General features: G+C 63.7%; 21 protein-coding genes. 10 read left to right on the top strand and 11 right to left on the bottom strand.

The genetic code is table 11. The features are described from left to right. Positions 1–282: 282 nt before the first annotated feature. From imuA to NG900_RS06995, 5 genes are all read left to right on the top strand, one after another. A complete protein-coding gene (gene imuA, locus NG900_RS07015; RefSeq protein ID WP_252678407.1) occupies positions 283–1,239 on the top strand; it encodes a translesion DNA synthesis-associated protein ImuA in 957 nt (318 codons plus the stop codon). Further along, positions 1,172–2,746 (top strand): Y-family DNA polymerase, encoded by a 1,575-nt coding sequence (locus NG900_RS07010; protein WP_252678405.1) that lies wholly within the window; start codon positions 1,172–1,174, stop codon positions 2,744–2,746. Before imuA ends, NG900_RS07010 begins: the two co-directional genes overlap by 68 nt. A 6-nt stretch (positions 2,747–2,752) precedes the next feature. Then, positions 2,753–5,980, top strand: coding sequence for an error-prone DNA polymerase (locus NG900_RS07005; protein WP_252678403.1), 3,228 nt, complete (start codon positions 2,753–2,755; stop codon positions 5,978–5,980). Between the two features lie 553 nt (positions 5,981–6,533). Beyond that, a complete protein-coding gene (locus NG900_RS07000; protein WP_252678401.1) occupies positions 6,534–7,076 on the top strand; it encodes a helix-turn-helix domain-containing protein in 543 nt (180 codons plus the stop codon). A gap of 161 nt (positions 7,077–7,237) precedes the next feature. Beyond that, positions 7,238–8,374, top strand: a complete 1,137-nt coding sequence (locus NG900_RS06995; RefSeq protein ID WP_420804123.1) for an SLC13 family permease — start codon at positions 7,238–7,240, stop codon at positions 8,372–8,374. Between the two features lie 54 nt (positions 8,375–8,428). On the opposite strand, the gene fusA is transcribed toward NG900_RS06995, so the two are convergent. Next, positions 8,429–10,531 (bottom strand): elongation factor G, encoded by a 2,103-nt coding sequence (gene fusA / locus NG900_RS06990; protein ID WP_252678392.1) that lies wholly within the window; start codon positions 10,529–10,531, stop codon positions 8,429–8,431. 124 nt (positions 10,532–10,655) lie between these two features. Then, a complete protein-coding gene (locus tag NG900_RS06985) occupies positions 10,656–11,387 on the bottom strand; it encodes a Crp/Fnr family transcriptional regulator (RefSeq protein ID WP_252678390.1) in 732 nt (243 codons plus the stop codon). Between the two features lie 163 nt (positions 11,388–11,550). Between NG900_RS06985 and NG900_RS06980 the strand changes: the two genes are divergently transcribed. Beyond that, complete coding sequence (locus NG900_RS06980; protein WP_252678388.1) at positions 11,551–12,084, top strand: Mpo1 family 2-hydroxy fatty acid dioxygenase; 534 nt, start codon at positions 11,551–11,553, stop codon at positions 12,082–12,084. Between the two features lie 14 nt (positions 12,085–12,098). On the opposite strand, the gene NG900_RS06975 is transcribed toward NG900_RS06980, so the two are convergent. From NG900_RS06975 to NG900_RS06965, 3 genes are all read right to left on the bottom strand, one after another. Then, complete coding sequence (locus tag NG900_RS06975; RefSeq protein ID WP_252678386.1) at positions 12,099–12,920, bottom strand: crotonase/enoyl-CoA hydratase family protein; 822 nt, start codon at positions 12,918–12,920, stop codon at positions 12,099–12,101. Positions 12,921–12,953: 33 nt separating this feature from the next. Next, positions 12,954–13,292, bottom strand: coding sequence for a ferredoxin FdxA (gene fdxA / locus NG900_RS06970; protein WP_252678384.1), 339 nt, complete (start codon positions 13,290–13,292; stop codon positions 12,954–12,956). A gap of 236 nt (positions 13,293–13,528) precedes the next feature. Then, positions 13,529–14,698 (bottom strand): 4-hydroxybenzoate 3-monooxygenase, encoded by a 1,170-nt coding sequence (locus NG900_RS06965; RefSeq protein WP_252678382.1) that lies wholly within the window; start codon positions 14,696–14,698, stop codon positions 13,529–13,531. Between the two features lie 150 nt (positions 14,699–14,848). Between NG900_RS06965 and NG900_RS06960 the strand changes: the two genes are divergently transcribed. Next, entirely contained in the window at positions 14,849–15,136 is a 288-nt protein-coding gene (locus NG900_RS06960; RefSeq protein ID WP_252678380.1) for a hypothetical protein, read from the top strand. Then, complete coding sequence (locus tag NG900_RS06955) at positions 15,117–16,250, top strand: alpha-hydroxy-acid oxidizing protein (protein WP_252678371.1); 1,134 nt, start codon at positions 15,117–15,119, stop codon at positions 16,248–16,250. Before NG900_RS06960 ends, NG900_RS06955 begins: the two co-directional genes overlap by 20 nt. A 413-nt stretch (positions 16,251–16,663) precedes the next feature. Here the strand turns inward: NG900_RS06955 and NG900_RS06950 are convergent, their stop codons facing one another. The 4 genes from NG900_RS06950 to mdlC form a co-directional block, all read right to left on the bottom strand. Further along, positions 16,664–18,055, bottom strand: a complete 1,392-nt coding sequence (locus NG900_RS06950) for an MFS transporter (RefSeq protein ID WP_252678369.1) — start codon at positions 18,053–18,055, stop codon at positions 16,664–16,666. A gap of 147 nt (positions 18,056–18,202) precedes the next feature. Further along, positions 18,203–19,138: a ketopantoate reductase family protein gene (locus tag NG900_RS06945; protein WP_252678367.1), complete on the bottom strand. Its 936-nt coding sequence runs from the start codon at positions 19,136–19,138 to the stop codon at positions 18,203–18,205. Between the two features lie 12 nt (positions 19,139–19,150). Then, positions 19,151–20,602: an aldehyde dehydrogenase gene (locus NG900_RS06940; RefSeq protein ID WP_252678488.1), complete on the bottom strand. Its 1,452-nt coding sequence runs from the start codon at positions 20,600–20,602 to the stop codon at positions 19,151–19,153. Positions 20,603–20,634: 32 nt separating this feature from the next. Further along, a complete protein-coding gene (mdlC, locus tag NG900_RS06935; RefSeq protein WP_252678359.1) occupies positions 20,635–22,224 on the bottom strand; it encodes a benzoylformate decarboxylase in 1,590 nt (529 codons plus the stop codon). Between the two features lie 92 nt (positions 22,225–22,316). On the opposite strand from mdlC, the gene NG900_RS06930 reads away from it, so the two are divergent. Further along, complete coding sequence (locus NG900_RS06930; protein WP_252678357.1) at positions 22,317–23,216, top strand: LysR substrate-binding domain-containing protein; 900 nt, start codon at positions 22,317–22,319, stop codon at positions 23,214–23,216. A gap of 116 nt (positions 23,217–23,332) precedes the next feature. Here NG900_RS06930 and NG900_RS06925 read toward each other — a convergent pair whose 3' ends face one another. Then, the gene (locus NG900_RS06925) at positions 23,333–24,166 is read right to left on the bottom strand and encodes an IclR family transcriptional regulator (protein ID WP_252678355.1); all 834 of its coding nucleotides are present in this window, start codon (positions 24,164–24,166) and stop codon (positions 23,333–23,335) included. Between the two features lie 65 nt (positions 24,167–24,231). Continuing rightward, a complete protein-coding gene (locus tag NG900_RS06920) occupies positions 24,232–25,371 on the bottom strand; it encodes an FAD-dependent monooxygenase (protein ID WP_252678353.1) in 1,140 nt (379 codons plus the stop codon). Between the two features lie 286 nt (positions 25,372–25,657). On the opposite strand from NG900_RS06920, the gene NG900_RS06915 reads away from it, so the two are divergent. Continuing rightward, positions 25,658–26,755: a porin gene (locus NG900_RS06915; RefSeq protein WP_252678486.1), complete on the top strand. Its 1,098-nt coding sequence runs from the start codon at positions 25,658–25,660 to the stop codon at positions 26,753–26,755.

Here is a 26,755-nt window from a genome sequence, read left to right as displayed (position 1 = left end):
CCCGCCCCTCAGGATCGCCCCAGGTACCGCTCCACCAGCCTCACCCAGTACGTCGCCCCCAACGGCAGCAGCGCGTCGTTGAAGTCGTAACTCGGGTTGTGCAGCATGCACGGCCCCAGCCCATGCCTGCCTCGCGCTTGGATTGTGGCTCAAGGCGGCTCTTGATCACAATCGTCCTCTGGCGCTGCGAATTCCGGAACTCACTCAAGCAGATATGGACCCTTGAGAAGCAGGCATACTGTATATTTATACAGTATTCATCTATCCTGCCTTGGTGTTGTCATGCTTGCGCTGTCCTCGTCTTTTTTTCTCGCCGAAGATGCGGTGGAACTCCCTGTCCTCGTTGGTCACGCGGTGTGCGGATCACGTCTGCCCATACGGAAAGCTAGGACGGTGCCGGCGCCCGAAACACTGCATCCGGCGCTGTGGCGCGCCGGAAGTTTGGCGCGAGGTAGCGGGCGCGTCCTTGCCACCGGTTATGACGCGTTGAATGTCGAACTGCCTGGGGACGGTTGGCCGCTTGGCGGCTTGACCGAGTTGCTGTGCCCGCAGCCCGGTATTGGTGAATGCCGCTTGCTGCGCCCGGCCTTGTCCACGCTGTGTAGGGGGGCAGGGCGCATTGCTCTGGTCGGGCCCCCGTATCTACCCAATGCAGTGCGGCTTGTGGGCTGGGATTTTTCTCCGGAGCAGATCGTCTGGGTGCGCGCCGACAAGCCGGCAGACCTGCTGTGGGCGGCTGAGCAGATCGTGCGTAGTCAGGCTTTTGGTGGCGTGCTGATCTGGTTGAACCAGGCGCGCCCCGGGGCGTTGCGTCGGCTGCAGGTGTTGGCGCAGGCGGGTGAGAGCGCCATTTGGGTGTTTCGCCCGGCGCAGGCGTTGCGCGAGTCGTCGCCGGCAGTGCTGCGTCTGGGGCTGGAGCCGGCCGGCAATGATGTGTTGTCCATCCTCTTTCACAAGCGGCGCGGGCCGCTGCGTGAATCGCCGTTGCTGCTGCCGTTGGCGGATCCGTTGCGGGCCGGTCGTGCTTCCGTGCGGTCCTTGCCTGTGCAGCCCGTCGAGCCGTTCACCATGGACCCGGCCACTGCGGAGTTGCTGGCCGCGCTGTCGTCTTCTTCGTCTTCTGTTGCGTTCGATGCCTTGTCGGACGCTATTGATCAGGACACCTTCGATCATGCCGTTCTGGATCGCGGTGCATCTGCCCCGTCTCCCGCTCGACGCGCTTCGACCCCGGTGGTCTGACCCGGCCGCGCTGCCGTTGCCGGTGGTGGTGCTGGAGCAGGAGCGCGTGGTGTCGGCCAACCGTCTGGCGATGCGCGGGGGCGTGCACGCAGGCATGCGCCGGGCTGGTGCGCAGGCGTTGGTGCCGCACGCCATGCAGCTCGAGCGCGATTTGGAGGGCGAGGCTAGGCTGATGCAATCGCTGGCGCTGGCGTTGCTGGCATTCACACCACATGTGACGTTGGATGTGGTGGATGAAGCGACCGTGCTGCTGGAGGTCGAAGCCAGCTTACGTCTGTTCGGTGGGCATCGCGCTTTGTGTCGGGCGGTGAAATATTGCGCGGTGCGGCTGGGCGCCATGCCACAGCTCGGCGCTGGGCCGACGGCACGTGGTGCGGCGTGGCTTGCCAGCGCGTGGCCAGCCCAGGTGCGTGGGCGCCGTCACATACCCGCGCGCTCGGGATGCGTGCGGCGTGCGGTACGGCAGGCGCGTTTGTCGGCGTTGCTCGATGGGTTGTCGGTTGATGCAGTGGCGCGCCTCACGCGGTCTGATTGGCTCGAAGGCCTGGGCTGCCGCACGTTGGCCGATTTGCGCGATTTGCCACGGAGTGGCCTGCGCCGACGCTGCGGGCCACTGCTGGTCGATACGCTCGACGCAGCGTATGGCGATGGGCACGAGAGCTTCACGTGGTTTGCCGCGCCGCTGCGCTTTGACGTGCCATTGGAGCTGCCGGGCCGTATCGATAGCGCCGAAGGTGTGCTGGCTGCATCGGAGCAACTACTGCTGCAGCTGGTGGGCTGGCTGTCAGCGCATCAACTGGGGGCCAAGAACTACCGGCTCACGCTGGAGCACGAGCGCCGGCGCGGCCGTAGCAGTGAAGATGACGCATCATCCACGCCGGTGGAGATCGCGCTGGCGCAGCCGGTCCGCACGCTGGCACACCTGTCGCGCGTGCTGCACGAGCGCGTACATCGGATCACGCTGATCGCCCCGGTGGTCGAGCTGCGCCTGACGGTGACGGACGCCACGCCGCTTAGCCCTCCCACAGACTCGTTGTTTCCCGAGCCCGGCGGCCGCGCCGAAGATGCTGCGCGCCTGCTCGACACGCTCATCGCGCGGCTGGGTGCCGACAACGTGCGGCACCCGCAGCCGTGTGCCGACCACCGTCCCGAGCGTGCCAACCACTGGATCGAGGTGAGTGCTGCCACCACCGCGCAGAGCCGCGCGGCCGCGCGTCAGGCGCTGGCGCAATGGCACGCGCAACAGCCCGAGCGCCCGCTGTGGCTGCTGGAAAAGCCGATCCCGCTGCTGACGCGTCAGCACTATCCGTATTACCGCGGGTTGCTGCGGCTGGTGTCGATGCCCGAGCGCATTGAATCCGGCTGGTGGGACGACGACCTCATCAAGCGCGACTACTTCATCGCCGAAGGAGAGGGGGGCGTGCGCTACTGGGTGTATCGCGAGCGCGTCTCTGCCAGCGCGGGAGAGGAAGACGCCCGCTGGTATCTGCACGGCCTGTTCGGCTGAGGCGTCATGGCAACGACCACGCCACTGCCTCGGCTGCCCGATTACGCCGAGTTGCATTGCATCAGCAACTTCACGTTCCTGAGGGGCGCCTCGCATCCGCACGAGCTGGTCGAGCGCGCCAAGCTGTATGGGTATCAGGCGCTGGCGCTGACCGACGAATGCTCCGTGGCCGGCACCGCACGCGCCCTCGTGGCTGCCAAGGAATATGACCTGAAGCTCATCATCGGCAGCCGGGTTACGGTGCGCGATGCCCATGGTGAGCCTTGGCTGCGGCTGGTGCTGCTGGCGCAGAACATTGAGGGCTACGGCAACCTGAGCGAGGTCATCACGCATGCGCGGCTGGCCGCCCCCAAGGGGGAATACCGCCTGCTGGCCGATGACCTGGCCGCGCCCAGGGGCGAGCTCGCCCACCTGCGTGGTGTGCCCGACTGTCTGGCGATCCTGCTGCCTGACTACGATCCCAATCCGCAGCAACTGCGGGCCCAGGCGCTGTGGTGCCAGCGCGTATTTGGCGATCGGCTGTCGATGGCGCTGGAGATGCCGCTGCGCCATGCGGATGACCGCCATCGCGGCACGGTGGCAGCCGTGTCGGAGCAGACTGACGTGCCCATGGTCGCCACCGGTGGCGTGCAGATGCACTCGCGTCAGCGCAAGCCGTTGCATGACGTGCTGACGGCCATTCGCTTGTCCAAACCGCTGGCCGAATGCGGGCTGGAACTCGCGCCCAGTGCGGAGCAGGCGATGCGCACGCGCATGCAGCTTGCGTTTTTCTACCAGGGTGAACGTGGTGTCCGCGCCTTGCAGCGCAGTGTGGAACTGGCCGATTTGTGCAAGTTCTCGCTCGACGACATCAAATACGAATATCCACGCGAAGTCGTGCCTGAAGGCATGACGCCCGCTGCGTATCTGCATGCAGAAACCATGGCGGGTGCCGAGCGCCGCTATCCAGACGGTGTGCCTGACAAGGTGCTCGCGCAGATTCAGAAAGAACTCGCTCTAATTGCCGAACTGGGTTACGAGCCATTCTTCCTGACCGTCTATGACGTGGTGAAGTTTGCACGTAATGAGAAGATTCTCTGTCAGGGACGTGGCTCGGCGGCCAACTCAGCGGTGTGCTACTGCCTGGGAATCACGGAGGTGGATCCGAGCGACGGCAACACGCTGTTCGCGCGCTTCCTCTCTCGCGCACGCAACGAGCCGCCCGATATCGACGTCGACTTCGAGCACCAGCGCCGCGAAGAGGTCATCCAGTACATCTACAAAAAATACGGTGTGACACGCACCGCGTTGGCCGCTGCGCTCATCACTTACCGCACGCGCAGCGCATTGCGCGATGTCGGCCGCGCGCTCGGCATCGATCTTGGCATCATCGAGCAAGTGGCAAAAGGGCAGGCGTGGTGGGACAGCCGAAAGGAGTTTGCCGAGCGTGCAGGCCAGCAGGGGCTGGACCCAGAGTCGCCGCTGGTGCTGCGCTGGGCCGAACTGGTGAGTGAGCTGCGCGGTTTTCCACGCCACTTGTCACAGCACGTGGGCGGATTCGTGATCGCGCAAAACAAGCTCTCGCGCCTGGTGCCGATTGAGAACGCGGCCATGGAAAACCGCCGCGTTATCCAGTGGGACAAAAACGATCTCGAATCGCTGCGTTTATTGAAGGTCGATGTGTTGGCGCTGGGCATGTTGACCGCTATTCGCCGCACACTCGATATGGTGGACGCACTTCCTGGTCGCCGGGCGCGTTACAAAACGGCCAACAAGCTCGCCATGCAGGACTTGCCCAAGGAGGACGAGGACACCTACAAGATGATCTGCCGCGCCGAGACCATCGGCGTGTTCCAGATCGAATCGCGCGCGCAGCAATCCATGTTGCCGCGCTTGCGGCCAGAAAAGTATTACGACCTGGTAATCCAGGTAGCCATCGTGCGCCCAGGACCGATCCAGGGTGGCATGGTGCATCCGTATCTGCAGCGGCGAGAGGCCGTGCGTAATGGCAATACCGATTGCGTGATATATCCAGGCCCGGAGGTGAAAGCCGTACTCGAACGCACGCTGGGTGTACCGATCTTCCAGGAGCAGGTCATGGAGATCGCCATGGAGGCGGGCGAGTTTTCTGCCGATGATGCTGATCGCCTGCGCCGCGACATGGCCAACTGGAACCGCAAAGGGAATCTCACAGATCACCAGGAGCGCTTGTTGAACACGATGGTCAACAAGAAAGGTTACGACCGTGCCTTCGTCGAAGCACTGTGCAGCCAGATGGAAGGCTTCGCCGAATACGGTTTCCCCGAAAGCCACGCCGCCGGCTTCGCCAAGCTAGCCTATGTCAGCAGCTATCTGAAATGCCACGAACCGGCGGCGTTCTTTGCCGCGCTGCTCAACAGCCAGCCGATGGGGTTCTACTCGCCGTCGCAACTGGTGCAGGAGGCGCGCCGCAGCCGGGTGCGCGTGCTACCAGTGGACGTCACGGCCAGCGCGTGGGACAGCACGCTGCACCTCCGCGCCGATGACGATGGCACCGGGCAGCCCGACATCCGCCTCGGCCTGAATTGCATTCGCGGCATGCGTCGGCCGGCTGCCGAACGCATCGAAGCGGCGCGTGCCCAGGCGCCGTTCACCAGCGTGGAAGATCTGGCCCACCGTGCCGCACTCGATCGCCACGACCTGAACGTGCTGGCCGCGGCCAATGCGCTTAAACCGCTGGCGGGGCATCGTCGCCAAGCACTGTGGCAGACGCTCGCGCTGCAGGAGCCCGGGCGGGATCACGCGCTGCTGCGCCAGGCCCGCCCGGTGGAGGCGCCGCTCGTGCTCCCTGCGCCACCCATCGGCGAAGAGGTCATGGCCGACTACGGCAGCCTGGGCCTGTCATTGCAGAACCATCCGGTGGGGCTGCTGCGTGCGCGGCTCGAACGCATGCGCTTTGCTACGGCGGCCACACTGGCCGGCTACCGCAACGGGCAACTGGCGCGCGCCTGCGGCATCGTTACCGTGCGGCAGCGGCCAGGCACCGCCAACGGCACGATCTTCGTTTCCATCGAGGATGAGACCGGCGCCATCAACGTCATCCTATGGCCGCACCTGATCGAGCGCCAGCGCCGTGAGGTGCTGAACGCCCAACTGCTGGGCGTCTACGGCAAATGGCAGTGTGAGCGGGAAACGCGGCATCTCGTCGCGCAGCATCTGGTGGACCTGACCCCACTTCTGGGCCGCCTGGCGACCTCCAGCCGGGATTTCCACTGAGCCTGCGCGAGGCCGGTGGCCTGCCGGCCGTGCTTATTTCTGCAACTGTCCGCTGCGTCACGTCCGGCACGGCAATTGCGTGACGCAAAACACGCGCGGCCGTCTGCCCCGTGACGGTGGAGCCGCAGGCGGTCCCTTGCCGCCCGGCACCCGCCGATCGGTGGATAGGGCAAGCGCGGATCGACGAAACGCGGTGTGGGTGCAACGATTTGCGCTTGAGGCGTCACAAAAATGGCCCGGCAAGCGAAGAAAACGGCATCTATGAGGGAACTGACCCTCGGCGCGCCTTGTCACCATAATCAGGGTGACGTGGTGCGTTTTCATCACGCGTCGATATTGGGTGCAGTCGAAATTACGTCTACTCTGTAGAAAACACATCACGGAGGCCGCCCCCAAAAACGTGTGCAACGGCGTGCATGGAAGACATGGCCGCCGCTGCCGCGCGGTGTATGACCGCGGGCCTTGGTGCAGACCACCGGATCCGCATATTTTCCGCCCATCGTTCGGGTTCCAACCCGGCGGTGTTTCCCATCTCAGGTGCAGGAGCGAACAGATGGAACAGCCTTTCAAGCAGTTGCACAGTCTGCGCAAGTCGCGCAAGCTCAAACAGGAAGATGTCGCCAAGATGGCCGGTATCTCCCGCGAAGCGTATTTGCGCGCGGAATCCGGTCGTGCTGATCCCCGCCTGTCGACGCTGATGGCCGTGGCCGGCGCGCTGGGGCTGGAAGTCGTACTGGCGCCGCGCGAGGCCGTGGCCGAGATCGAACGCGTGATCGCCAGCCACCCGACCCAGCCGCTGCAAAGCGGCGGTGGGGCCGAGGCCGGCCACGAGCGTTCGGAGCAGGGCATGGGTGGCACCGGCGGTCATGGTCTGGCAGGCCAGTATCGTGGGCCGGAGCGCCATCCGCAGTCGGCTTATCATCCGGGCGCTTCTCACAGCCAAGCCGGCCAGCAAGGTGCGCCACACGCTGGCGGCAGCACGGAAGACCGCTCGCGCATGACCGGCTCTGACCGGCCGGCTGCGGGTGGTTCGTCTGGCGGCACGTCGGGCGGCTCAGACCGCCCCGGTTCGGGATCCGGCTCGCGCGAATCGTAAGCTGAACCCCGCACAGGCTGGGCACGCAAGTCCGCCCGGCCTGTGGTTGAGCGCACGAGGCAGTCGCACGTAAAATCGGCCGGGCAAACCGCGCCCGGCTGGTTTGTGCGCGTTTGCGCCAACGTTTCCTTTCCCTTCGTATGCACGGCAGTCCGTCTCGCATGCACACGGCGCAAGCCGTTCCGCATCACCCGCCGTTCTGGCACCACCTCAAGCAAGACGTTTTTTTCTGGTCGCTGCTGGTCATCTGTGGCGCCCTGACCCTCGTGGCGCCCCGGCGCATCGTCGACTATCCCGCGCTGGTGGATTGGCACACCATTGCCGCATTGGCTGGGTTGCTGATCCTGACCAAGGCGGTAGAGGCCAGCGGCATGCTGCAATTGCTAGGCACGCGCCTCGTCGAAGTGGTCGGTAGCGAGCGAGCGCTGGCGCTCAGCCTGGTTGGCGCTTCGGCGGCGCTCTCGACGGTGCTGACCAACGACGTTGCGCTGTTCGTGATCGTGCCGCTGACGGTCGGCCTGCGGCAGGTGGCAACGCTGCCCGTGGCGCGGCTGGTGATCTTCGAGGCGCTGGCGGTCAATGCCGGTTCAGCCCTCACGCCGATCGGCAATCCGCAGAACCTCTTTTTGTGGCATCAGTCGGGCCTGTCGTTTGGCGCATTCGTCTGGCAGATGACGCCGATGGTCCTGCTGCTGATGGTCCTGCTGCTGGCGCTGACGTGGTTTGCGTTTGCATCGAGGGAGATTCACCTGCATGCCGAGACCACCGACGTGGAATTGCACAAGCGCCTGCTGCTGCCGGCGCTCGTGCTGTACGTGCCGTTCCTTGTGCTGACCGATTTGGGTCACCCATTGGCGGCGGCGGCCGGGCTGATCGTGCTGTACCTCATCGGCGCGCGCTACGTGCTGGCGCGCGTGGACTGGGGCTTGCTGCTGGTGTTCATGCTGATGTTCATCGACCTGCGGCTGGTGGCGCAGCTTGGCGCAGTGCGGCAGGCGCTGGACGCACTGGCATTGAGCGACCCGATGCATCTGTACTGGGCCGGCATTGGCGTGTCGCAGTTCATCAGCAACGTGCCGGCGGCGATCCTGCTGGCCGAGTATTCGCATGACTGGCCGGTGATTGCCTTTGCGGTCAGCGTGGGCGGCTTTGGAACGCTGATCGGGTCATTGGCCAACCTGATTGCCTTGCGCATGCTGGGGGATCGGCAAGCCTGGTGGGTCTTTCACGCGTACTCGATGCCGTTTCTGGTTGCCGCAGCAGGTATCGTGTATGCGTGGCTGCTGTGGCTGCGCTGAACAGAAAAAACGGCCACCCGAAGGTGGCCGTTTTCACATGCACAACGCGGCGCGTCAGACCTTCTTGGCTGACATCACGGCTTCAGACACATTGCGCGGTGCTTCTGCATAGTGCTTGAACTCCATCGTGTATGTCGCGCGCCCCTGGCTGAGCGATCGCAGGTTGGTGGAGTAGCCGAACATCTCGGCCAGCGGCACTTCGGCATGCACGACCTTGCCGCCGCCGCCCGGAATGTCTTCCGTGCCCTGCACCATGCCACGGCGTGACGACAGATCGCCGATCACGTTGCCCATGTAGTCCTCTGGCGTTTCCACTTCCACGGCCATCATCGGCTCCAGCAGCACAGGGCCTGCCTTGCGCATTGCGTCCTTGAATGCCATCGAGCCGGCCATGCGGAATGCGTTTTCGTTCGAATCCACGTCGTGGTACGAGCCGAAGGTCAGGCGCACCTTCACATCCACCACCGGGTAGCCGGCCAGGATGCCCGTGTTGAGCGTGTCACGAATGCCCTTGTCCACCGCCGGGATGAACTCGCGCGGGATCACGCCGCCCTTGATCTCGTCGACGAACTCGTAGCCCTTGTCGTGGTTCGGCTCCAGCGTGATGACTGCATGGCCGTACTGGCCGCGCCCACCCGACTGCTTGACGAACTTGCCCTCCACATCTTCGGCGGTCTTGGTGATTGTTTCGCGATAGGCCACTTGCGGCTTGCCGACTGTGGCTTCCACGCCGAACTCGCGCTTCATGCGGTCGACCAGGATTTCGAGGTGCAGCTCGCCCATGCCCGAGATGATGGTCTGGCCGGATTCCTCATCCGTCTTCACGCGGAACGACGGGTCTTCCTGCGCCAGGCGGTTCAGCGCAATGCCCATCTTTTCCTGGTCGGCCTTGGTCTTGGGCTCCACCGCCTGGCTGATGACGGGCTCGGGGAATTCCATACGCTCCAGCACGATGATGTGCTCGGGGTCGCACAGCGTTTCGCCGGTCGTCACGTCTTTCAGGCCCACAGCGGCGGCAATGTCGCCCGCCAGCACTTCCTTGATCTCTTCGCGCTGGTTGGCGTGCATCTGCAGGATGCGGCCCAGGCGCTCCTTCTTCTGCTTGACCGAGTTGTAGACGGTATCGCCCGAGTTGATCTTGCCCGAGTACACGCGGAAGAACGCAAGCTGCCCGACAAACGGGTCGGTCATGATCTTGAAGGCGAGCGCGGAGAACGGCTCGCTGTCGCTCGGGTGGCGCTCCAGCGGTTCATTGTTTTCGCCGTGACCTTCGATGGCGGGAATATCCACCGGCGAGGGCAGGTAGTCGACCACCGCATCAAGCATCGCCTGCACGCCTTTGTTCTTGAACGCGGAGCCGCACAGCATCGGCTGGATTTCGCCGGCAATGGTGCGTTTGCGCAAGGCGCGCTTGATCTCGTCCTCGGTCAGCTCTTCGCCGCCGAGGTATTTGTTGAGCAGCTCTTCATCGGCCTCTGCGGCGGCTTCGACCATCTTTTCGCGCCATTCCTGCGCGATGGGCAGCAGGGCCGGGTCGATGTCGGTGTACTCGAACTTAACGCCCTGCGAGGCATCGTCCCACAGGATTTCTTTCATCTTGACGAGGTCGACCACGCCGCGAAAGCCGTCTTCCGCGCCAACGGGAATCTGGATCGGCACCGGGTTGCCTTTCAGGCGCTCGCGCATCTGGCGCTCGACGCGGAAAAAGTCTGCGCCAATGCGGTCCATCTTGTTGACGAACGCGATGCGCGGCACCTTGTACTTGTTGGCCTGGCGCCAGACGGTTTCCGATTGCGGCTGCACGCCACCCACGGAGTCGTAGACCATGCAGGCGCCGTCGAGCACGCGCATGGAGCGTTCTACCTCGATGGTGAAATCGACGTGGCCCGGGGTGTCGATGATGTTGATGCGGTATTCCGGATAGTTGCCGGCCATGCCGCGCCACATGCAGTGCGTGGCCGCCGACGTGATGGTGATGCCGCGCTCCTGCTCCTGCTCCATCCAGTCCATCGTGGCGGCACCGTCATGCACCTCGCCAATCTTGTGATTGACCCCGGTGTAGAACAGGATGCGCTCGGTCGTGGTGGTTTTGCCGGCGTCGATGTGCGCCGAGATGCCGATGTTGCGATAGCGCTCGATGGGGGTCTGGCGGGGCATGATGGTTCTCTTCGAGAAAGACTCGCATCGCCGTCTCCACACCATGCGAAGGGCGAATGTGCGAGTGGGAACACATTATAGGATTCCTCCTATCTCACCGCATGTAGGGGTATTGGATGAAATTTCACCCCCGGGCCGGTGCGTTGGCCAGCGCCTGCAGGCCGGCAAAGTCCAGCAGTTCGATTTCGCCATAAGCCAGTCTGAGCATGCCGCGCGCCTGCAAGTCCTTGAGTACCTGGTTGACGGTCTGGCGGGACAGCGCCAACAGTTGTGCAAGCTGCTCCTGCGGCACGTGCAGCACGCGGCGACTACCCAGGCGCAGATCGCCGTAGCCATCGGCCATGAGTAGCAGGCGCCGGGCCACGCGCACGGGGGCGGGCAGCAGGGCGGTTTCTTCCAGGATGGTGAAGGTCAGGCGCAGCTTGTGAGTGAGCAGCAGGGCGAAGGCGTGCAGCAGCGCCGGCGTGCTGTCCAGCAGGGCGATCAGCGCGGCTTGTGGCATGTGCAGCAATGTCGTGTTGCCGTCGGCGCGGGCATCGTGCGTACGGGGCTGACGGTCGAACACGCCGATTTCGCCAAACCAGTTGACGGGCTCCAGCACCGCCAGCAGGGCTTCGCGCCCATCGGCGCTGGTCGAACCAATGCGGATCGTGCCTTCCACCACGCAGTACAGGCCGTCAGGCGGGTCGCCACGCTGGAAGAGGATTTCCCCGGCGCCCAGGCGTCGCACGGCGGCAATGCCGATCAGCGCGTCCTGCAGAGCGGCCGTCAGCGCGCCGAACCAGGTGCTGGCGTGCAGGCGCTCACGGTACGACGCTGCATCCAGTGGGCCGGACGGGGCGATTGGGTGATCCATTGGGGCGGGGCCATGACCGATGGCCGGCTGAAGAAGGTTTCGGAAAGATGGAGTTTGTCGGCTACGCGACAGAGCGCCGTGCCATCCACTGACTAGGATGAAATGATCATAACGAGCGTGCGGCAGGAGCGTCCATGCTGCAAACGCACAAAACGGAGGCCTCATGCGGACCCTGTCCGACCATCTTTCCACCTACGCCGCTTATCACCAGGACGGCCGCAATATCGCCACGCACTTCGTTGGCATTCCGGCGATTGTGCTGGCGGTGGCAGTGCTCTTGTCGCGGCCGGTGTTCGCGGAGTTGTCAGGCGTGGCCGTGACGCCCGCGCTGATCGTGCTGGCGCTGGCGACGCTGTTTTACCTGCGCCTGGACGTGGTGTTCGGCGTGGTGATGTTCGTGCTGGTCGGCCTGTGCGTATGGGCGGGTAACCATGTGGCAGCACACTCGACGGCGGCATGGCTGTCGGTGGGCATCGGCCTGTTCGTGATCGGCTGGATCATCCAGTTTGTCGGCCATTACTACGAGGGGCGCAAGCCGGCCTTCGTCGACGATCTGGTGGGGCTGGTGATCGGCCCGCTGTTCCTGGTGGCCGAGACGGCGTTTGCGATGGGGCTGCGCACAAAGCTGCGTGACGAGGTGGTCGAGCGCTCGCGTACGATGCGTGCGGCGCTAAGCGGCAAGCAGGCTGCCGCCTGAGCGCATCGCGCGGTTTATTCTCCAGCCGCTTTTGCGGCGGGTTGAAAGACCGGCGCGCGCTTCTCCATCCCGGCGCGCACTGCTTCGCGTTGGTTGGCGCCGCCGATCAGGCGGTCTTGCTCGATCGATTCGGCCAGCAGAATGGCAGCAGTGTCGCCGTCTTCCACGACGCGCATCAAGCGCTTGGCCGCGCGGATAGCATCCGGGCTCTTCTGGGCAATGTCTCGCGCGGCTGCCAGTGCCGCGGCACGCGGGTCCTCCACCACGTGTGTGGCCAGCCCCAGGGCTCGGGCTTCCTCGCCGTTGACGATGCGCCCGCTGTAGATCAGTTCGCGCAACTGGTCCGGCCGCACCAGGCCGCGCGTAAGAGCCATGCCGCCCATGTCGGGCACGAGGCCCCATTTGATTTCCATGATGGACAGGCGCGTGTCGGCGCTCACGTAGCGCACGTCCGCGCCCAGGGCAATCTGCAAGCCTCCGCCATAGGCAACACCATGCACCGCCGCTAGCACCGGCACCGGAAGGTCGCTCCAGACCGTGCAGGCGTACTGCGGCACATTGGCCGCGCCGTGTGTGCGCCTGGCGAGGCGGCCGCCACCGCTGCTGGCATCGTTACTGCCCAGGCTCGCCATGCTGCCCATGTCCAGCCCGGCACAGAATGCGCGTCCTTCTCCAGACAGCACCACGGCACGCAGGTCGGGCTCGTTCATCAAGCGTTCACCAATGGCGACCAGCGCGTCGAACATGGCCGGGTCGATGGCGTTCATCTTGTCGGGCCGGTTGAGCCGCACTTCGGCCACGCCGGCGTCGATGCTGAGCAGGATGCGATCAGTCATGGGGCGATTTTCTGTGCGAAATGAGAAGCGGGTTTATTCCGGAGCCACGATCAGTGCATCGCGCTTGTCCTTGACCTGCGCCCAGTGGGCATGGTCGGGCAGCGGCGGCTGCATCTTGGTCAGGCGGGGCCAATCGGCGCGGCGCGAGAGTTGCGCGTTCAACGCAATGAAGTCCTGCTGATCAGCGGGCACCTCCGCCTGCGGATAGATGGCCCCCACGGGGCACTCCGGCACGCAGATCGAACAGTCGATGCATTCATCCGGGTCGATCACCAGAAAATTTGGGCCGGCGTGGAAGCAGTCCATCGGGCAGACGGCTACACAGTCGGTGTATTTGCAGGCAATGCAGGATTCGGTAACGACGTACGGCATGGCGGCGCGGGGTGTCCAAAATTTGTTCAAAATTATGCCGCATCGATGCGAACTTGGTCGGGCGTCAGGCTGAGGGGCTTTTCGTACAGGGGGGCATCTCGTCGGAGAGGTTGCCTACTGTGGCTCGAGTCGGCTGTCCGGGAGCAAGACAATCGCGCTCCTGGCTCTACACGCTGGATGGGAAGAGCTCGCCCGCGCAGCGCCGCGAGCTCCCCGGCAGCGAGATTCTGCTTGTATCAAACGGCAGAGGTTCCAACGTAGTTTTCCGCCAGCGCCGTCAGGGCAGATCGCGAGGTTGTCACGTGCTCCAGTTCTGCGATCTGCAGCTGTTGCTCGAATGGTGAAACTCCGTCTAGCCGATGCATCATGCGCGTCATCCAGTACGAGAAGTGCTCTGCGCGCCAGATCCGCCGCAAGGCTGTTTCGCTATACGCCTCAAGCAGGTGTTCTCGCCCGGATCGATAGAACTCCTGAAGCGCAGCAGTAAGAACGCGCACGTCGGAGACAGCCAGGTTCAGTCCCTTTGCGCCTGTCGGCGGGACGATATGCGCGGCATCGCCAGTGAGATACAGGCGACCGTGTTGCATCTTCGTCGAAACGAAACTGCGCATGCCGACGATATTCTTCTGGAAGATTCTTCCTTCGATGACCTGTTGGTCTTCCGTGTCGACGCGGGTATGCATTTCGGCCCAGATTCTGTCATCTGACCATGCGTTCACTGAGTCCTTCGGGTCGCATTGGAAGTACATGCGTTGCACAGTCGAGGACCGCGTACTGACCAGCGCAAAGCCTCGGTCGTGGTGCGCATAGACCAATTCGTCGGACGATGGCGGCGCTTCAACAAGAATGCCAAACCATCCGAAGGGGAAAACCTTCTCGTAGTCTTGCCGAAGGGCTTCCGGGATGGCAGCTCGTGATACGCCTTGGGACCCATCGCACCCAATGACAAAGTCGCAGTGAAGCGTATGTTCGGCACCGCTGTGCTGGAATCGAATCGATGGCGCATCAGAATCAATGCCGTCGATTGTCGTGCCTGACACATTGAAATAGAGCGCGCCATCGGCTGCGCAACGTGCGGCGACCAAGTCTTTAAGGACCTCGTGCTGCGCGTACACGGTAATTGCTTTGCCGGTCAGCTCAACCAGATCGACTCTGCGGCGTTTGCCACCAAATGCGAGTTCGAAACCGTCGTGGACTGTGCCTTCTGCTTTCATGCGGGCTCCGAGTCCCGCCTCAGCCAGCAGATCGACCGTGCCGGGCTCAAGAACGCCGGCGCGGATGGTCGACTCAATTTGCTCACGGCTTCGAGATTCCAGCACAACGGAATCAATGCCTTGCAAGTGAAGCAGATGCGAGAGAAGCAGACCCGCTGGACCTGCACCGATGATGCCAACTTGTGTACGCATACTTGTCTCCGATCAACTTGTCTGGCGGCAGTTTGGTAGGAGACGCCTCTATTCAGCAATGCGATATTTTGGATAGCAACTATCTGAGTATTGAATAAAGCTTTGGGGCGCGCGGGAGCACGAATCACAGGAACGCCATGCCGATGCGTAATGACTTCTCGCGCAATCGGCAATATGAGATCGCGGTGTGACGTTGTAACAATCGCAGGGCGAAGTGCTCGTCACCAGCGTTTTGAAGGCGTGGATGCTTGCGACATGCGTGGGTTGTTTATTCTCGGGCCGCCCTGGTGCCCAGTGGGGTTTGTTGGGCAGCAGAAATATGCATCAGGCGATGACTGGGGCGACGTGGGGTATGACGTCACCAAAGCCATGGCACACAGCTACATGGATTCGTTAGAGCGTGAGGAGTTTGCGGTAAATGAAGTCAGCTTTTTTTAGCATTGAGGACTACCGCCGTGCCGCCCAGCGGTATCTGCCCCGCATGGTTTTCGATTACATCGAAGGCGGCGCGGATGACGAATCGGGGCTTAAGCACAACCGTGCCGCGTTCGAAAGCTTGCGATTTTCGCCGTCCAGATTGACCGACGTCCGTACTCGGGATCTTTCGACCATGTTGGCTGGCCAGCGCATGGAGCTTCCGCTGATTGTTGCGCCGATGGGGTTGACTGGCGCATGCCGCCCGGATGGAGATGTCATGCTCGCGCGAGCCGCGGCCCGAGCAGGGATTCCCTTCGCGTTATCGACGGCCTCAAATGTGTCGCTGGAAGACTTGGCACGGCGCGTCTCCGCGAGACTGTGGTTTCAGTTGTACGTTGTTCACCCCGAGCATGCACGGGCACTCACGGCGCGAGCGTTGGCGGCTGATTACGAAGCGTTGGTTCTTACGACCGATGTGACCGTCAACGGCAACCGGCTACGCGATTTGCGCAATGGCTTTTCTGTCCCGATGCGCCTCAGCCCGCGAATGGCGCTGGATGCGTTGACTCACCCGGCTTGGTTGACCAGGCAGATCGTGGGTGGATTCCCCACGCTGCCGAATGTACAAACAGAGGGTACGGCCAACTTGGAAGTTCAAGCTGCACTTCTGCAGCGGCGCATGGATGCTGGTTTCTCTTGGGACGATCTGGCCGCGCTGCGCAACAGCTGGCCGCGGAAACTGTTTGTCAAGGGCATCTTGAGCGCCAGCGATGCAGCGCGCTGCCGTGCGCTGGGCATTGACGGCGTCATTGTGTCGAACCACGGTGGCCGGCAACTGGCAGATTTTCCTGCGCCTATCGAAGTTCTGCCCCACATTGCCAAGGAGGTGGGAAGCACCACGGCAATCATCGTCGACAGTGGTTTCCGCAATGGCCGAGATGTCATTAAGGCGCTCGCCTCCGGAGCCAATGCAGTGATGCTTGGCCGCGCGCTGCTATACGGTCTGGCGGCTGGCGGTGAGGCCGGTGTTGACGAAGTGCTCGCGATGTTCCGTGCCGATATGGAGCGAACCTTGGCGCTGATCGGATGCGCACGCGCTGCTGCATTGGAACCATCGCATCTCGTTCAGCGCTGACACACTCGATCCTTTTCCCCCGCCCCAACAAAGGCACCACGATGTTGGCGGCGCATATCACGCTGCGGAGAGAATCGCTTTCCGGTCGCCATCCTGGCACAGGCGCCATTCGCGCGGTGGCATACCGTAATGCTTCCGGTAGCAGCGGCTGAAGGACGTAACGTCGCTGGAACCCTATGAGAAGGCGATATCGCAAATGCCCCGCTCCCGGTGGCGGATATCTGCCAAATCGCGTTGGCAGCTCTCGAGACGCATTTTCCAAATCAGTTTGCTGAGCGGTTGCGGCTCATTGTGGAACGGGCGATGCAGGTGTCCATGTGGGCCCCGGCCGCTTGAAGCGGCCGGGGCTCTATCCATCCATAAAACCTTGCCGCACCACCCGGATGTGCCACTGCGCTAGGGGAGGGCCGTGGCTAGGGTTTGATGGGTTTGCCGGGTGGGATGGGATCCACCAGGGTTGCACGGGTAGACCGTCTGCTTGACCGAGGAATGTGCTCGCGCATGGCTAGAAGCGCCACGAGCACCACCAGCATCGCAACTCCGAGCATCGTTAGATAGGCCGCTGCGCCGCCTGCCGTGATGATGGCTGCGCCGGCAAATGCGCTGAGGATCGCACCGAGACGCCCGAAAGCAAGACCCGATGCCGTGCCCGTGGCGCGTACCGCCGTCGGATAGACATAGGCGCATAGCGCGTACATCGTCGATTGGACCGCATTGACGAACAAGCCGTGCAAGCCGAGACCCACGATGAGCAGGTTGGTATTCAGCTTGGCGTCCACGCCTTGCAAGGCAAACGCGCTTGCGGCGGCGCCCGCGCAACAGATCGCCATGGGCAAGCGCGAGCCACGTCGGGCAATGACGACGGCGCACGCGAGCGCGCCAATGACGCCACCCAGGTTGTACGCAGTCAGGCCCGAGCCCGCCACGCTCACGCTCAAACCTTCTGAAGCCAGCATCGTCGGCAGCCAGCTGAACGCAGCGTACACGGCAAGCAGGCACATGAAGAACGCTGTCCAGAGCGCCATCGTGTCGCGGGCTTGCCCTGGCGCGAACAGCGAACGGAAACTCGCGTGCTGGATGACCTTTTGACCAGCCACGTCGGCAAACACCGCATGGGCCGGCACATCGCGCTCCATCTTCGACAGCAGATGCGCCAGTTGCGGCCAGTGCGATTGGCGACGTGCCAGGAAGCGCGGCGATTCGGGCAGGGCCACCACCAGCACGAACCCGAGCACCAGTGGCAGTGCACCGCCGATCCAGAACAGCCCACGCCAGCCATAGAGCGGCAGCACGTGGCCCGCAAACAGGCCGGCCAGCATCCCACCCAGCGGCACGCAGACGATCGTAGCCGTCACCGCCAGCGTGCGGCGCCGCGCAGGCGTGAACTCCGCCGTCATCGTCGTGGAGCTTGGCAGCGCGCCGCCAATACCCAGGCCAGCGATAAATCGCAGGGCGGCGATCGTCGCCACATTGGGTGCAAAACCGATCGAGCACGTCGCCACGCCAAACAGGAACACGCTGCCGATCAGCGCCCAGCGTCGCCCGAAACGATCGGCAAACAGGCCGGCCAGCGCGCTGCCCAGCCCCATGCCGACCAGGCCGGCAGCCACCGCCGGGGCGAATGCGTTACGCGTGATGCCCCACTCCTTGATGAGCACGGGGATGGCAAAGCCGATCAACTGGCCGTCAAAGCCGTCCATGACGATGGCAAACGCTGCCAGCAGCACCGCCATCTTCTGCGCGAGGGAAAACGGTCCGTCATCAAGGACCGTGCCGATATCGACCGTAGTCTGATTGTGGTTCATGCTGGCCTCCGCTGAGGCGCCACGCACGCGGACACGCGACGCAATACCACCGCCGCGCTCACCAATCTGGAACTGCTCATCATGTGGTTGTCTCCGTTGAAGTGGCGTCTGCGCGCCATTGAATAGAACCCTGGGTAGCGCGGCCCGCTAGGGCGCTTGCTTGTGCATGGCGTTCGCTTGCACCAGCCGCACCAATTGCATCAACGTCTCGGTGTGCGGCACAGGCACGCCGTGCCGGCGTGCCGTCGCCACCACGGCGCCGTTGATGGATTCGATCTCGGTCGGGCGGCCGGCCAGCACGTCCTGCAGCATCGAAGGCTTGTGCCCGCGATGCGCGACGATGGCATGCCGCACGTTGTCGTTCACCTTTGCGGCATCCACCGCAATGCCACTGGCGCGCGCCACGGCCAGCACTTCGTCCACAATGGTCAGCGCCAGCGTCAGGCCGTCCTCCACCGCGCCCAGCGCGTCGACGGGCTGGTTCAGCACGGTGCACAGCGGATTGAGTGCGGCGTTGAAGGCGACCTTCTCCCACACGGCGCCCCATACGTTCTCATCGGCGTGGCAGTTCAGGCCGGCGGCGGACAGCACATCCACCACTCGTGCCAGCATCGGAGGCCGCTCGCCGTCTGCGCTCATCAGGCGGATCACACCTGTGCCGTGTGAGCGCACGTGGCCCGGGCCAGCCAGATCTGCGGGCCACGTCGTCACGCCGACAAAGATGCGCTCTCGCTGCACCACCGAAGCCAGTGCTTCCACGTTGCCCAGTCCGTTCTGCAGCGTCAGAACGTGCGTTGCCGGGCCGAGCAGGTGATGCACGCTCGCGAGTGCCGCACGCGTGTGCATCGCCTTGGTGAAGACGATCAGCAGGTCGGGCACGTCGGTCGCGCCGCCCGGACGCGTTGCGTGCAGGTTGCGGACATGGCGATCGCCGCCATCGGTTTCCAGTCGCAGGCCGTGCATGGCGATTGCGTGCAAATGCGCGTCGTTGATGTCGAGCAGCGTGACATGCTGGTCGGCTTCGGCCAGCAGCCCGCCGAACAACGACCCCATGGCGCCCGCGCCGAGGATTGCAATCTTCATTGGCATCTCAGCTCAGAACGGGTAATGGCGCGGCGTGGTCTGCACCGTCATCCAGCGTAGCTCGGTGAACTCGGCCACTCCGGCGCGGCCGCCAAAGCGCCCGAAACCGCTCGCCTTGACGCCGCCAAACGGCATCTGCGCCTCGTCGTGCACGGTCGGGCCGTTGATGTGGCAGATGCCGGATTCGATGCGCCGCGCAACGTTCATGGCGCGTGCCACATCGCGGCTGAACACGGCGGACGACAAGCCGTATGCGTTGTCATTCGCACAAGCGATGGCGGCATCATCACCATTCACACGCACGATGCCCTTGACTGGGCCAAACGACTCTTCTGCGTAGATCAGCATGTCGGGCGTGACATGGTCGAGCAGCGTGGCGGGCATCAGCGTACTGGTGGCCTTGCCGCCGCAGAGCAGCTTCGCACCCTTGGCGAGTGCGTCGTCGATGAGATGATTGCAGCGCTCGACCGTGCTCATGTCGACCACCGAGCCGAGCACCGCCGGCCCCTTGCGCGGATCGCCCAGCGGCAGCGCTGCAGCCTTGGTGGCCAGCTTGGCAACAAACGTATCGGCAATGGCTTCGTCGACGATGATGCGCTCGGTGGACATGCAGATCTGCCCCGAGTTGGCGAACGCGCCGAAGGTCGCGCCATCGACAGCGGCGTCGATATCCGCATCCGCCAGCACCAGCAGCGGCGCCTTGCCGCCCAGTTCCAGAACAGCGGGCTTCAGATGCGTCGCGCACGTCTGCGCGATGATGCGGCCCACGCGCGTGGAGCCCGTAAAGTTGACCCGACGCACCGCCGGGTGGGAAATCATCGCTTCCACCACTGCGCCCGCGTCCGCCGGGGCATTCGTCACGAAATTGACGACGCCATTTGGCAAGCCCGCCTCCTGCAAGGCTTCGATGATGAGCCCGTGCGTGGCGGGCGAGATCTCGGAGCCTTTCAAGACGACGGTATTGCCGCATGCCAACGGCAGCGCAATCGCGCGCACAGCGAGGATGACCGGCGCATTCCATGGCGCAATGCCGAGCACAACGCCGGCCGGCTGGCGCACGCCCATGGCGAGGCTGCCGGGCACATCGGACGGAATGATCTCGCCTGCAATCTGCGTGACCATGGCGGCAGCTTCCTGCAGACCGCCGGCTGCGAGATGCACGTTGAAGCCGGCCCACAGCGCGGAGGCACCGGTCTCCGCAGCCATCGCGGCAGCGAAAGCCTCGCCCTTGGCTTCAAGGGCTTGCGCAGCACGCATCAACAACGCGCGGCGCTCGGTCGGGCCCATCGCAGCCCAGGCGGGGAATGCTGCTGCGGCGGCATCCACCGCACGACGCGCATCGTCCGCCGTGGCTGCGGGTGCACGCGTAGCAACGGTGCCGTCGAGCGGATTGCGCCGCTCGAAAACCGCGCCACTCGCAGCTTGCACGCGCTCACCGTTGATGAGCATCGAGATGGTCTGCACCGCATCCTGCGGCAGAACGTTTTGACGGGTCATCATGCAATCTCCACTTCAATCAAGGTCGGGCCGGTGGACTGCAGCGCGGTGCGCAGCGTCGCCTCCAGCCGGCGCGGGTCGGTCACACGTTCGCCCGTGCAGCCCATGGCGCGGGCAAGGCCGACGAAGTCAATGCCGTGCAGATCCGTGCCCTGCACAGCGTCGGTCGGCGCAAAGCCGAACACCGATGCGAACTCTTGCAGGGCGGCGTAGCGGCGGTTGTTCAGGATCACGAACGTCATGGGCAACTTGAAGAGCGCTGCGCTCCACAGCGCCTGGATCGAATACATGCTCGATCCATCGCCAATCAAGGCGATCACACGCGTCCCGGGCGTGGCCAGAGCGACACCCACCGCAGCGGGCATGCCGTATCCCAAGCCGCCGCTGTCCATCGTGTAGAAGCCTCCCGAGCGGCGCATCGGCAGGTAGGCCTGCATGACTGGCCTGGCGCTCGGGGCTTCTTCGACGACGATGTCTGTCGCGCCACGTACGGCCTCGAGCGTCTGCAGAACAAAGGCTGCCGACATGGGTGACCCAGGTTCGGCACGCGGCGATTGGACGCGTGGCGGCGGCAGTGGCCTGGCTGGCGGTGCGGGCCTGGCGAGCAGATCGAGTACGCCCAGGCGGATATTGCCAACGGCGGAAATACCCTCCGGCGTCCAGGCAGCGGTCGCTGGATCGTCGATCAATTGCACCAGCTTTGCTCCTGCGGGCACGTGCGGGCCATGGCCCTCAACGTGATAGGCGAACGCCGGTGCCCCGAGCGCGAACACCACGTCGTGCCCGTGCAGCAAGCTCACGATCTTTTCACGCATCGCGGGCAGGAAACCGGCGAAGAGGCGGTGGTCTTCGGGAAACGCGCCGCGCCCGGCCATCGGTGCGGTGAACACGCGCGCGTTGTGCGCCTCCGCCAGTTGCACCACGGCATCCCATGCACCAGCGCGGTCAATTGCAGCCCCCACCACAAACGCCGGCCGTTGCGCCGCATCCAGCAGGTCGCCAATGCGCGCCAGCGTGACCGGATCGGGCCGCACCTCGCTGGCAACTTCGTGCGGGGCAACGGGCTCCGTCGGCTGGTCCCAGTCATCCACGGGAATCGACACCAGCACGGGCCCACGCGGCTCCTGCATCGCGATGTGATACGCGCGGGCCAGCGCCAGCGGCACGTCCTGCGCGCGCGCGGGCTCGATGCTCCATTTGACGTACGGCTTGGGCAGCTCCGTCGCCTGGTTGGAGGCGAGGAACGGATCAAACGGCAGGATGGATCGCGCCTGCTGCCCGGCGGTAATGACGAGCGGCGTGCGGTTCTTGAAGGCCGTGAAGATGTTGCCCATGGCATTGCCGACACCGGCCGCCGAGTGCAGATTCACCAGCGCCGCATTGCCCGTTGCTTGCGCGAAACCGTCCGCCATGCCGACCACCACGGCTTCCTGTAAGCCCAGGATGTAGCGGAAATCCTCGGGAAAATCGCGAAACATCGGCAGCTCGGTCGAGCCGGGATTGCCAAACACGTGGGTCATGCCGAGCCGGCGCAGCAGCTCGATAGTAGCGTCGCGCACGGTTGTCAGCGCGAGCGAGGTGCGAGTCATACAGGCAGTCTCCTTGAAACAGGCTGCCAGTATGGAATTCGTCGTGATTAACGCGATATTGAATTATTGCGCCAAAGTCATTACCTTTTGGCATGGCCTTCGATCTGCGCCAATTGCGCGCCTTTACCACCATCGTTTCCGCCGGCAGCCTCGGGCGTGCGGCGGAAGTCCTGCACGTCACCCAGCCAGCGCTCAGCCGGATCATCAAGCGCCTGGAAGACGAAGTGGGCGCGCCGCTGTTCGAGCGGCACTCCAAAGGGATGCAGCTCACCGCCATCGGTCAGGCACTGCTGCCCCATGCTTCATTGCTGCAGCGCGAGGCCGATTACGCGCGTGAAGAGATCGACGCCATGCGTGGGCTCGCCAAGGGCACCATTCGCGTGGGCGCAGTCGGCAGTATTGCAAGCTATGTGCTGCCGCTGGCCGTCGGTACGGTGGTCGCGCGCTGGCCGAACCTGCGCGTGGAGATCCTGGAAGGCGTGTGGGACCGGCTGGCTGAAGGTCTCGTCAAGCATGAAATCGACCTGGCGCTTTCCATTGCGATGCCGGATACGGACGAGATCATCTCCATCACCGATTGCCGCTGGGAGGACGCCAGCTTCATCGTGGCATCGCCCTGGCATCCGCTACGCAAGCGCTCTGCGTTGACGCTGATCGATACGCTGGATGCGTCTTGGGCCATTCCGCCGCGCGGCACCGGGCCGTACGAACACATGCGAGGGGTATTCGAAGCAGCCGGGCTTGGCTTGCCGAACATCGTGGTGGAAACGCGCTCGGTGACGGCACTCAAAAGCCTGGTGGCGCGCTCCGGCTTCCTGAGCTGGATGGCCGAACCGATGATCGATGCGGAACGCCGCGCCGGCGTGATCGAGCCGCTGCCGATTCCCGGCCTGGTGGCGCGCCGCACGCTCACCGCGTTCCGTCGCCGCCACGGCATTCTTCCCAGCCCTGCAGTCAAGCTGCTCGAAGCGCTGCGCGAGTTGACCGCCTAGATTTGCCTTCGCGGCAGAGAACTTGGATGGTTCAACACCTGCGCTAGTACCGATTGGACGTTGTGTGCCGGCGCAGGTTGGGCACAACGGGCCTGTTTTGGACACGCAGGTCTGACTCAGCCCTGTAACCCGTCCTGGCGATTGCCCAGCAGGATCGACAGGTCATGCGCGGCCACTTTGACCTCACGTTCCACGCGCTCATGCAGCGTGGGGTCAAGTTCAAAGCGCTGATGCGGGCCGGCGACGCTGATGGCGGCAATGGCGATTGGGCTTCTGTCATGGACTGGTGCTGCGCAGGAGTCGATGCCCGGCTCAAACGCAGAAAAACTCCATGCGCAGCCTCGTTCCCGGTCGGCTGCCAGGATCTGTGCCAAGCGAGCATGTGTGCCAGGACTCTGACCGGTTGCCGTGGGCAGTGGGTCGTTGCCGAGCAGATCGCGCAGCGTGTCGGGGGGCAGGTCGGCAATGAGTACGCGCCCTGGAGTCGTGAGGTGAGCGGCAATGCGACTGCCGACCTGGATATTGCTGACCAGTGCCGTTTTGGGCATCTCACGCAGCAGATAGAGGGCATGCCCCCCGTCGCGAACGACCAGGTAAGCCGACAGCTGTAGCGACTCGCTCAGGCGTGTCAGGATCCGGCGCGCAAACGAAGTCAGATCGTTTGCCGCCAGCACGGTCGAAGCCAGCTTGAGAAACTCGAAGCCGATCTGATGCCCTCCCTGGGGTAACCGCTCGAGCATGCCTTCGTGCTCGAGCGTTGCCAGCAGCCGCATCACCGTGATGCGATTCACATCGATACGGCGGCCCACCTCGCTCAAGTTGGCTGTGGATCCGCCTTCAGCCATGTAACGCAGCAATCTGAGGCCACGAATGACGGGTGAGACCAGTTGCTGAGCCTTGGCGTCGTCGCCTTCGGCGTTATCGGTATCTTGCAGGTCGGCTTTACGCATGGCACGGGCAAATAAGGCGAACGGCCGCTGAAGTGCGGCCGTGAGCAGAATGCGCGACGTCCCGATCAATCAAGGGCGACATTCCAAGCGTCGTAATCGTACACCCAGTCGGCATTGCCGCCTTCCTTAAGCCAGGCATTGCTGCGAGAGCCGATTTGGATGCGGCTTGTACGCGTGTGGCGCGCAGCTTGATAGCGTGTCAGGGCTTCTGGCACGGCCGCTACGCCCGCAGGAGCGGCGGCGGCCAAGCAGCGCGCCAGTACCACGCCGTCCTCGATTGCCATGCCGGCGCCTTGGGCCATGAAGGGCATCATGGGATGGCATGCGTCGCCCAGCAAGGTGGCGCGACCACTTGACCACGCCGGCAGCGGGTCTCGCACGTACAGGGCAGAGACGAGCACGTCATCGCAGGCATCGAGCAGGGCACGTGCTTCCGCATGAAAACCAGCGTAGGCGTTGCGCAGGTCTTCCACGCGCCCGGGTGTGGTCCATGACTCGTGGCGCCAGGCGTCCTGGGCTACGGTGGCAAACACAAAGATGTCGCGTCCACGGTTGAGTGGGAAGGTGACGATCTGGGTCTGCGTGTCCGGCCCCCACCACTTGGTGAACGCGTCGAGGTTGGGCACACCGGCAAGGCGTTCGGCAGGCACCACGGCGCGATAGGCGATGACGCCGGTGAAGACCGGGCTCTCCTGACCAAACAAGGCTGTGCGCACCACCGAGTGGATGCCGTCGGCGCCAATCAAGACGTCGACCTTTTCCTCGCTGTCATCCGCAAACCGTACGGTGATCCCGCTGGACTCCTGCGAAACGGCCACGACCTTGCGCCCCAGCTTGACGAAGTCCTGCGGTAGCGCGTCCTCAAGCCCGCGCATCAAGTCTGCGCGATGCATCGTCAACTGCGGAGCCCCATAGCGGAGCTCCGCGTCATCTGACATGGGCAGGCGCGATGTTTCTTCCCCGGTGTCCCACGTCCGACTGATGCGGTGGGTCGGCCTTGCCGCTGTTTCGCGCAAGGCGTCGCCCACCCCAAGTCCATCGAGTGCCCGTACAGCGTTCGGTGTGAGGTTGATGTCCGCTCCGACGCGGGCGAAGCGGGATGCCTGTTCGTACACGGTAGCGTCGAGACCGAGTTTGCGTAAGGCGATCGCTGCGGCCAGGCCGCCAATGCCGGCGCCATTGATGCCGATTTTCAGTGAAGTCATGTTGCTGAGGGAAGGATTAGACATGGAGGGACCAGCTCGATCGGTTGCATAAGTTCAAAAATGAACGTTACGTTCATAAAATTAAGATCATGATAAAAGGAAACCCGGTCCATGGCGCTCAGGGCTTTCCCTGGGACGGTTGCAACATGTGATTCAAGAGAGGTACGCGTTTCTCCTGAGTTCGATTTTGCGTATGGCTGCTGTACGATCCGTTCGTTCATAAAATATTTAATAGTTCAAAAATGAACAGAAGGAGGATTGTGGGATGAGAAGCACCAGTCGGTGGATGAGGGGCTTTGGCTTTGGGTGTGCGGTCGGACTTTGCGCCGCGGCGCCAGGGATGACAGCGGCGCAGTCAGTCACGATGTACGGGCTGATCGATACGGGGATCGAGTACATCAACCACGTCGGATCGAGCGGAGCCAGCCTCGTCCGGCAGCCGTCTTTTGCGGCGACCGTGCCATCGCGCTGGGGGATACGCGGCTCGGAAGATCTTGGCGGGGGCCTCAAAAGCGTGTTCGCGCTGGAATCCGGATTCGCACCGGACACCGGTGTGTCCAACCAAGGCGGCCGTCTGTTTGGTCGCAGGGCTTGGGTCGGCTTGCGCGGGACTTTCGGCCAGATCGCTCTAGGCCGACAAGACACGATGCTTTTCTGGGCGCGGCTCGATACCGACGTGCTCACGTCGAACATTTACGGTATCGGCTCACTCGATGCCTACCTGCCCAATGCACGTGCCGATAACGCCGTTTCCTACAAAGGGACCTTCGGGGGGCTGACCGTGGGGGCGACCTACAGCCTTGGGCGTGACAGTGCCAACGCCGGACCGGCACCCGCCGGTACCAACTGCCCGGGAGAGAACCCGGCGGATCAGCGCGCATGCAGGGAATGGTCGGCCATGCTGATGTATGAGACGACCAGGTGGGGCCTGAGCGCGGCATACGATTCGCTGCGCGGCGCCCCAGGAGCGTTCGGTGGGTTGACCCGCAGCAGTCTGAAGGATGATCGCCTTGCGCTGGGCGGCTACATGCTGCTACCGCGCGCCAAGCTCGGCATGGGGCTGCTTCGTCGCAACAACGAAGGGAGTGCCACACCACGCAGCGATCTCTGGTTTGCTGGCGTCGCCTATGACGTCACGCCAAAGCTCGTTCTCGCGGGCGAGGTTTACTACTTGAAGTTCAGGCATAACCCGAATCGTGCGTGGCTTGGTGCGGTGCGCGGTATGTACGCCTTCTCCAAGCGCACGTCGGTCTATGCAACTGCGGGGTACATCGATAACGCCGGCCAGTCTGCGCTCTCTGTCAGCGGAGGTTTTTCCGGAGGAAATCCCGCGCCCGGTATCAACCAAGCGGGCCTGATGCTGGGCGTCAAGCACGTTTTCTGA

This window comes from Ralstonia soli, assembly GCF_023955655.1.
In the GTDB taxonomy this organism is placed as follows: domain Bacteria; phylum Pseudomonadota; class Gammaproteobacteria; order Burkholderiales; family Burkholderiaceae; genus Ralstonia; species Ralstonia soli.
Note: the sequence above shows the minus strand (reverse complement) of the source record. Positions and strands in the feature narration are given on the sequence as shown.

Excerpts from the sequence above, each read along its gene's own strand:
- imuA (WP_252678407.1), top strand. The coding sequence starts at position 283 with ATGCTTGCGCTGTCCTCGTCTTTTTTTCTCGCCGAAGATGCGGTGGAA.
- NG900_RS07010 (WP_252678405.1), top strand. The coding sequence starts at position 1,172 with ATGCCGTTCTGGATCGCGGTGCATCTGCCCCGTCTCCCGCTCGACGCG.
- NG900_RS07005 (WP_252678403.1), top strand. The coding sequence starts at position 2,753 with ATGGCAACGACCACGCCACTGCCTCGGCTGCCCGATTACGCCGAGTTG.
- NG900_RS07000 (WP_252678401.1), top strand. The coding sequence starts at position 6,534 with ATGGAACAGCCTTTCAAGCAGTTGCACAGTCTGCGCAAGTCGCGCAAG.
- NG900_RS06995 (WP_420804123.1), top strand. The coding sequence starts at position 7,238 with ATGCACACGGCGCAAGCCGTTCCGCATCACCCGCCGTTCTGGCACCAC.
- fusA (WP_252678392.1), bottom strand. The coding sequence starts at position 10,531 with ATGCCCCGCCAGACCCCCATCGAGCGCTATCGCAACATCGGCATCTCG.
- NG900_RS06985 (WP_252678390.1), bottom strand. The coding sequence starts at position 11,387 with ATGGATCACCCAATCGCCCCGTCCGGCCCACTGGATGCAGCGTCGTAC.
- NG900_RS06980 (WP_252678388.1), top strand. The coding sequence starts at position 11,551 with ATGCGGACCCTGTCCGACCATCTTTCCACCTACGCCGCTTATCACCAG.
- NG900_RS06975 (WP_252678386.1), bottom strand. The coding sequence starts at position 12,920 with ATGACTGATCGCATCCTGCTCAGCATCGACGCCGGCGTGGCCGAAGTG.
- fdxA (WP_252678384.1), bottom strand. The coding sequence starts at position 13,292 with ATGCCGTACGTCGTTACCGAATCCTGCATTGCCTGCAAATACACCGAC.
- NG900_RS06965 (WP_252678382.1), bottom strand. The coding sequence starts at position 14,698 with ATGCGTACACAAGTTGGCATCATCGGTGCAGGTCCAGCGGGTCTGCTT.
- NG900_RS06960 (WP_252678380.1), top strand. The coding sequence starts at position 14,849 with ATGACTTCTCGCGCAATCGGCAATATGAGATCGCGGTGTGACGTTGTA.
- NG900_RS06955 (WP_252678371.1), top strand. The coding sequence starts at position 15,117 with ATGAAGTCAGCTTTTTTTAGCATTGAGGACTACCGCCGTGCCGCCCAG.
- NG900_RS06950 (WP_252678369.1), bottom strand. The coding sequence starts at position 18,055 with ATGAACCACAATCAGACTACGGTCGATATCGGCACGGTCCTTGATGAC.
- NG900_RS06945 (WP_252678367.1), bottom strand. The coding sequence starts at position 19,138 with ATGAAGATTGCAATCCTCGGCGCGGGCGCCATGGGGTCGTTGTTCGGC.
- mdlC (WP_252678359.1), bottom strand. The coding sequence starts at position 22,224 with ATGACTCGCACCTCGCTCGCGCTGACAACCGTGCGCGACGCTACTATC.
- NG900_RS06930 (WP_252678357.1), top strand. The coding sequence starts at position 22,317 with ATGGCCTTCGATCTGCGCCAATTGCGCGCCTTTACCACCATCGTTTCC.
- NG900_RS06925 (WP_252678355.1), bottom strand. The coding sequence starts at position 24,166 with ATGCGTAAAGCCGACCTGCAAGATACCGATAACGCCGAAGGCGACGAC.
- NG900_RS06920 (WP_252678353.1), bottom strand. The coding sequence starts at position 25,371 with ATGACTTCACTGAAAATCGGCATCAATGGCGCCGGCATTGGCGGCCTG.
- NG900_RS06915 (WP_252678486.1), top strand. The coding sequence starts at position 25,658 with ATGAGGGGCTTTGGCTTTGGGTGTGCGGTCGGACTTTGCGCCGCGGCG.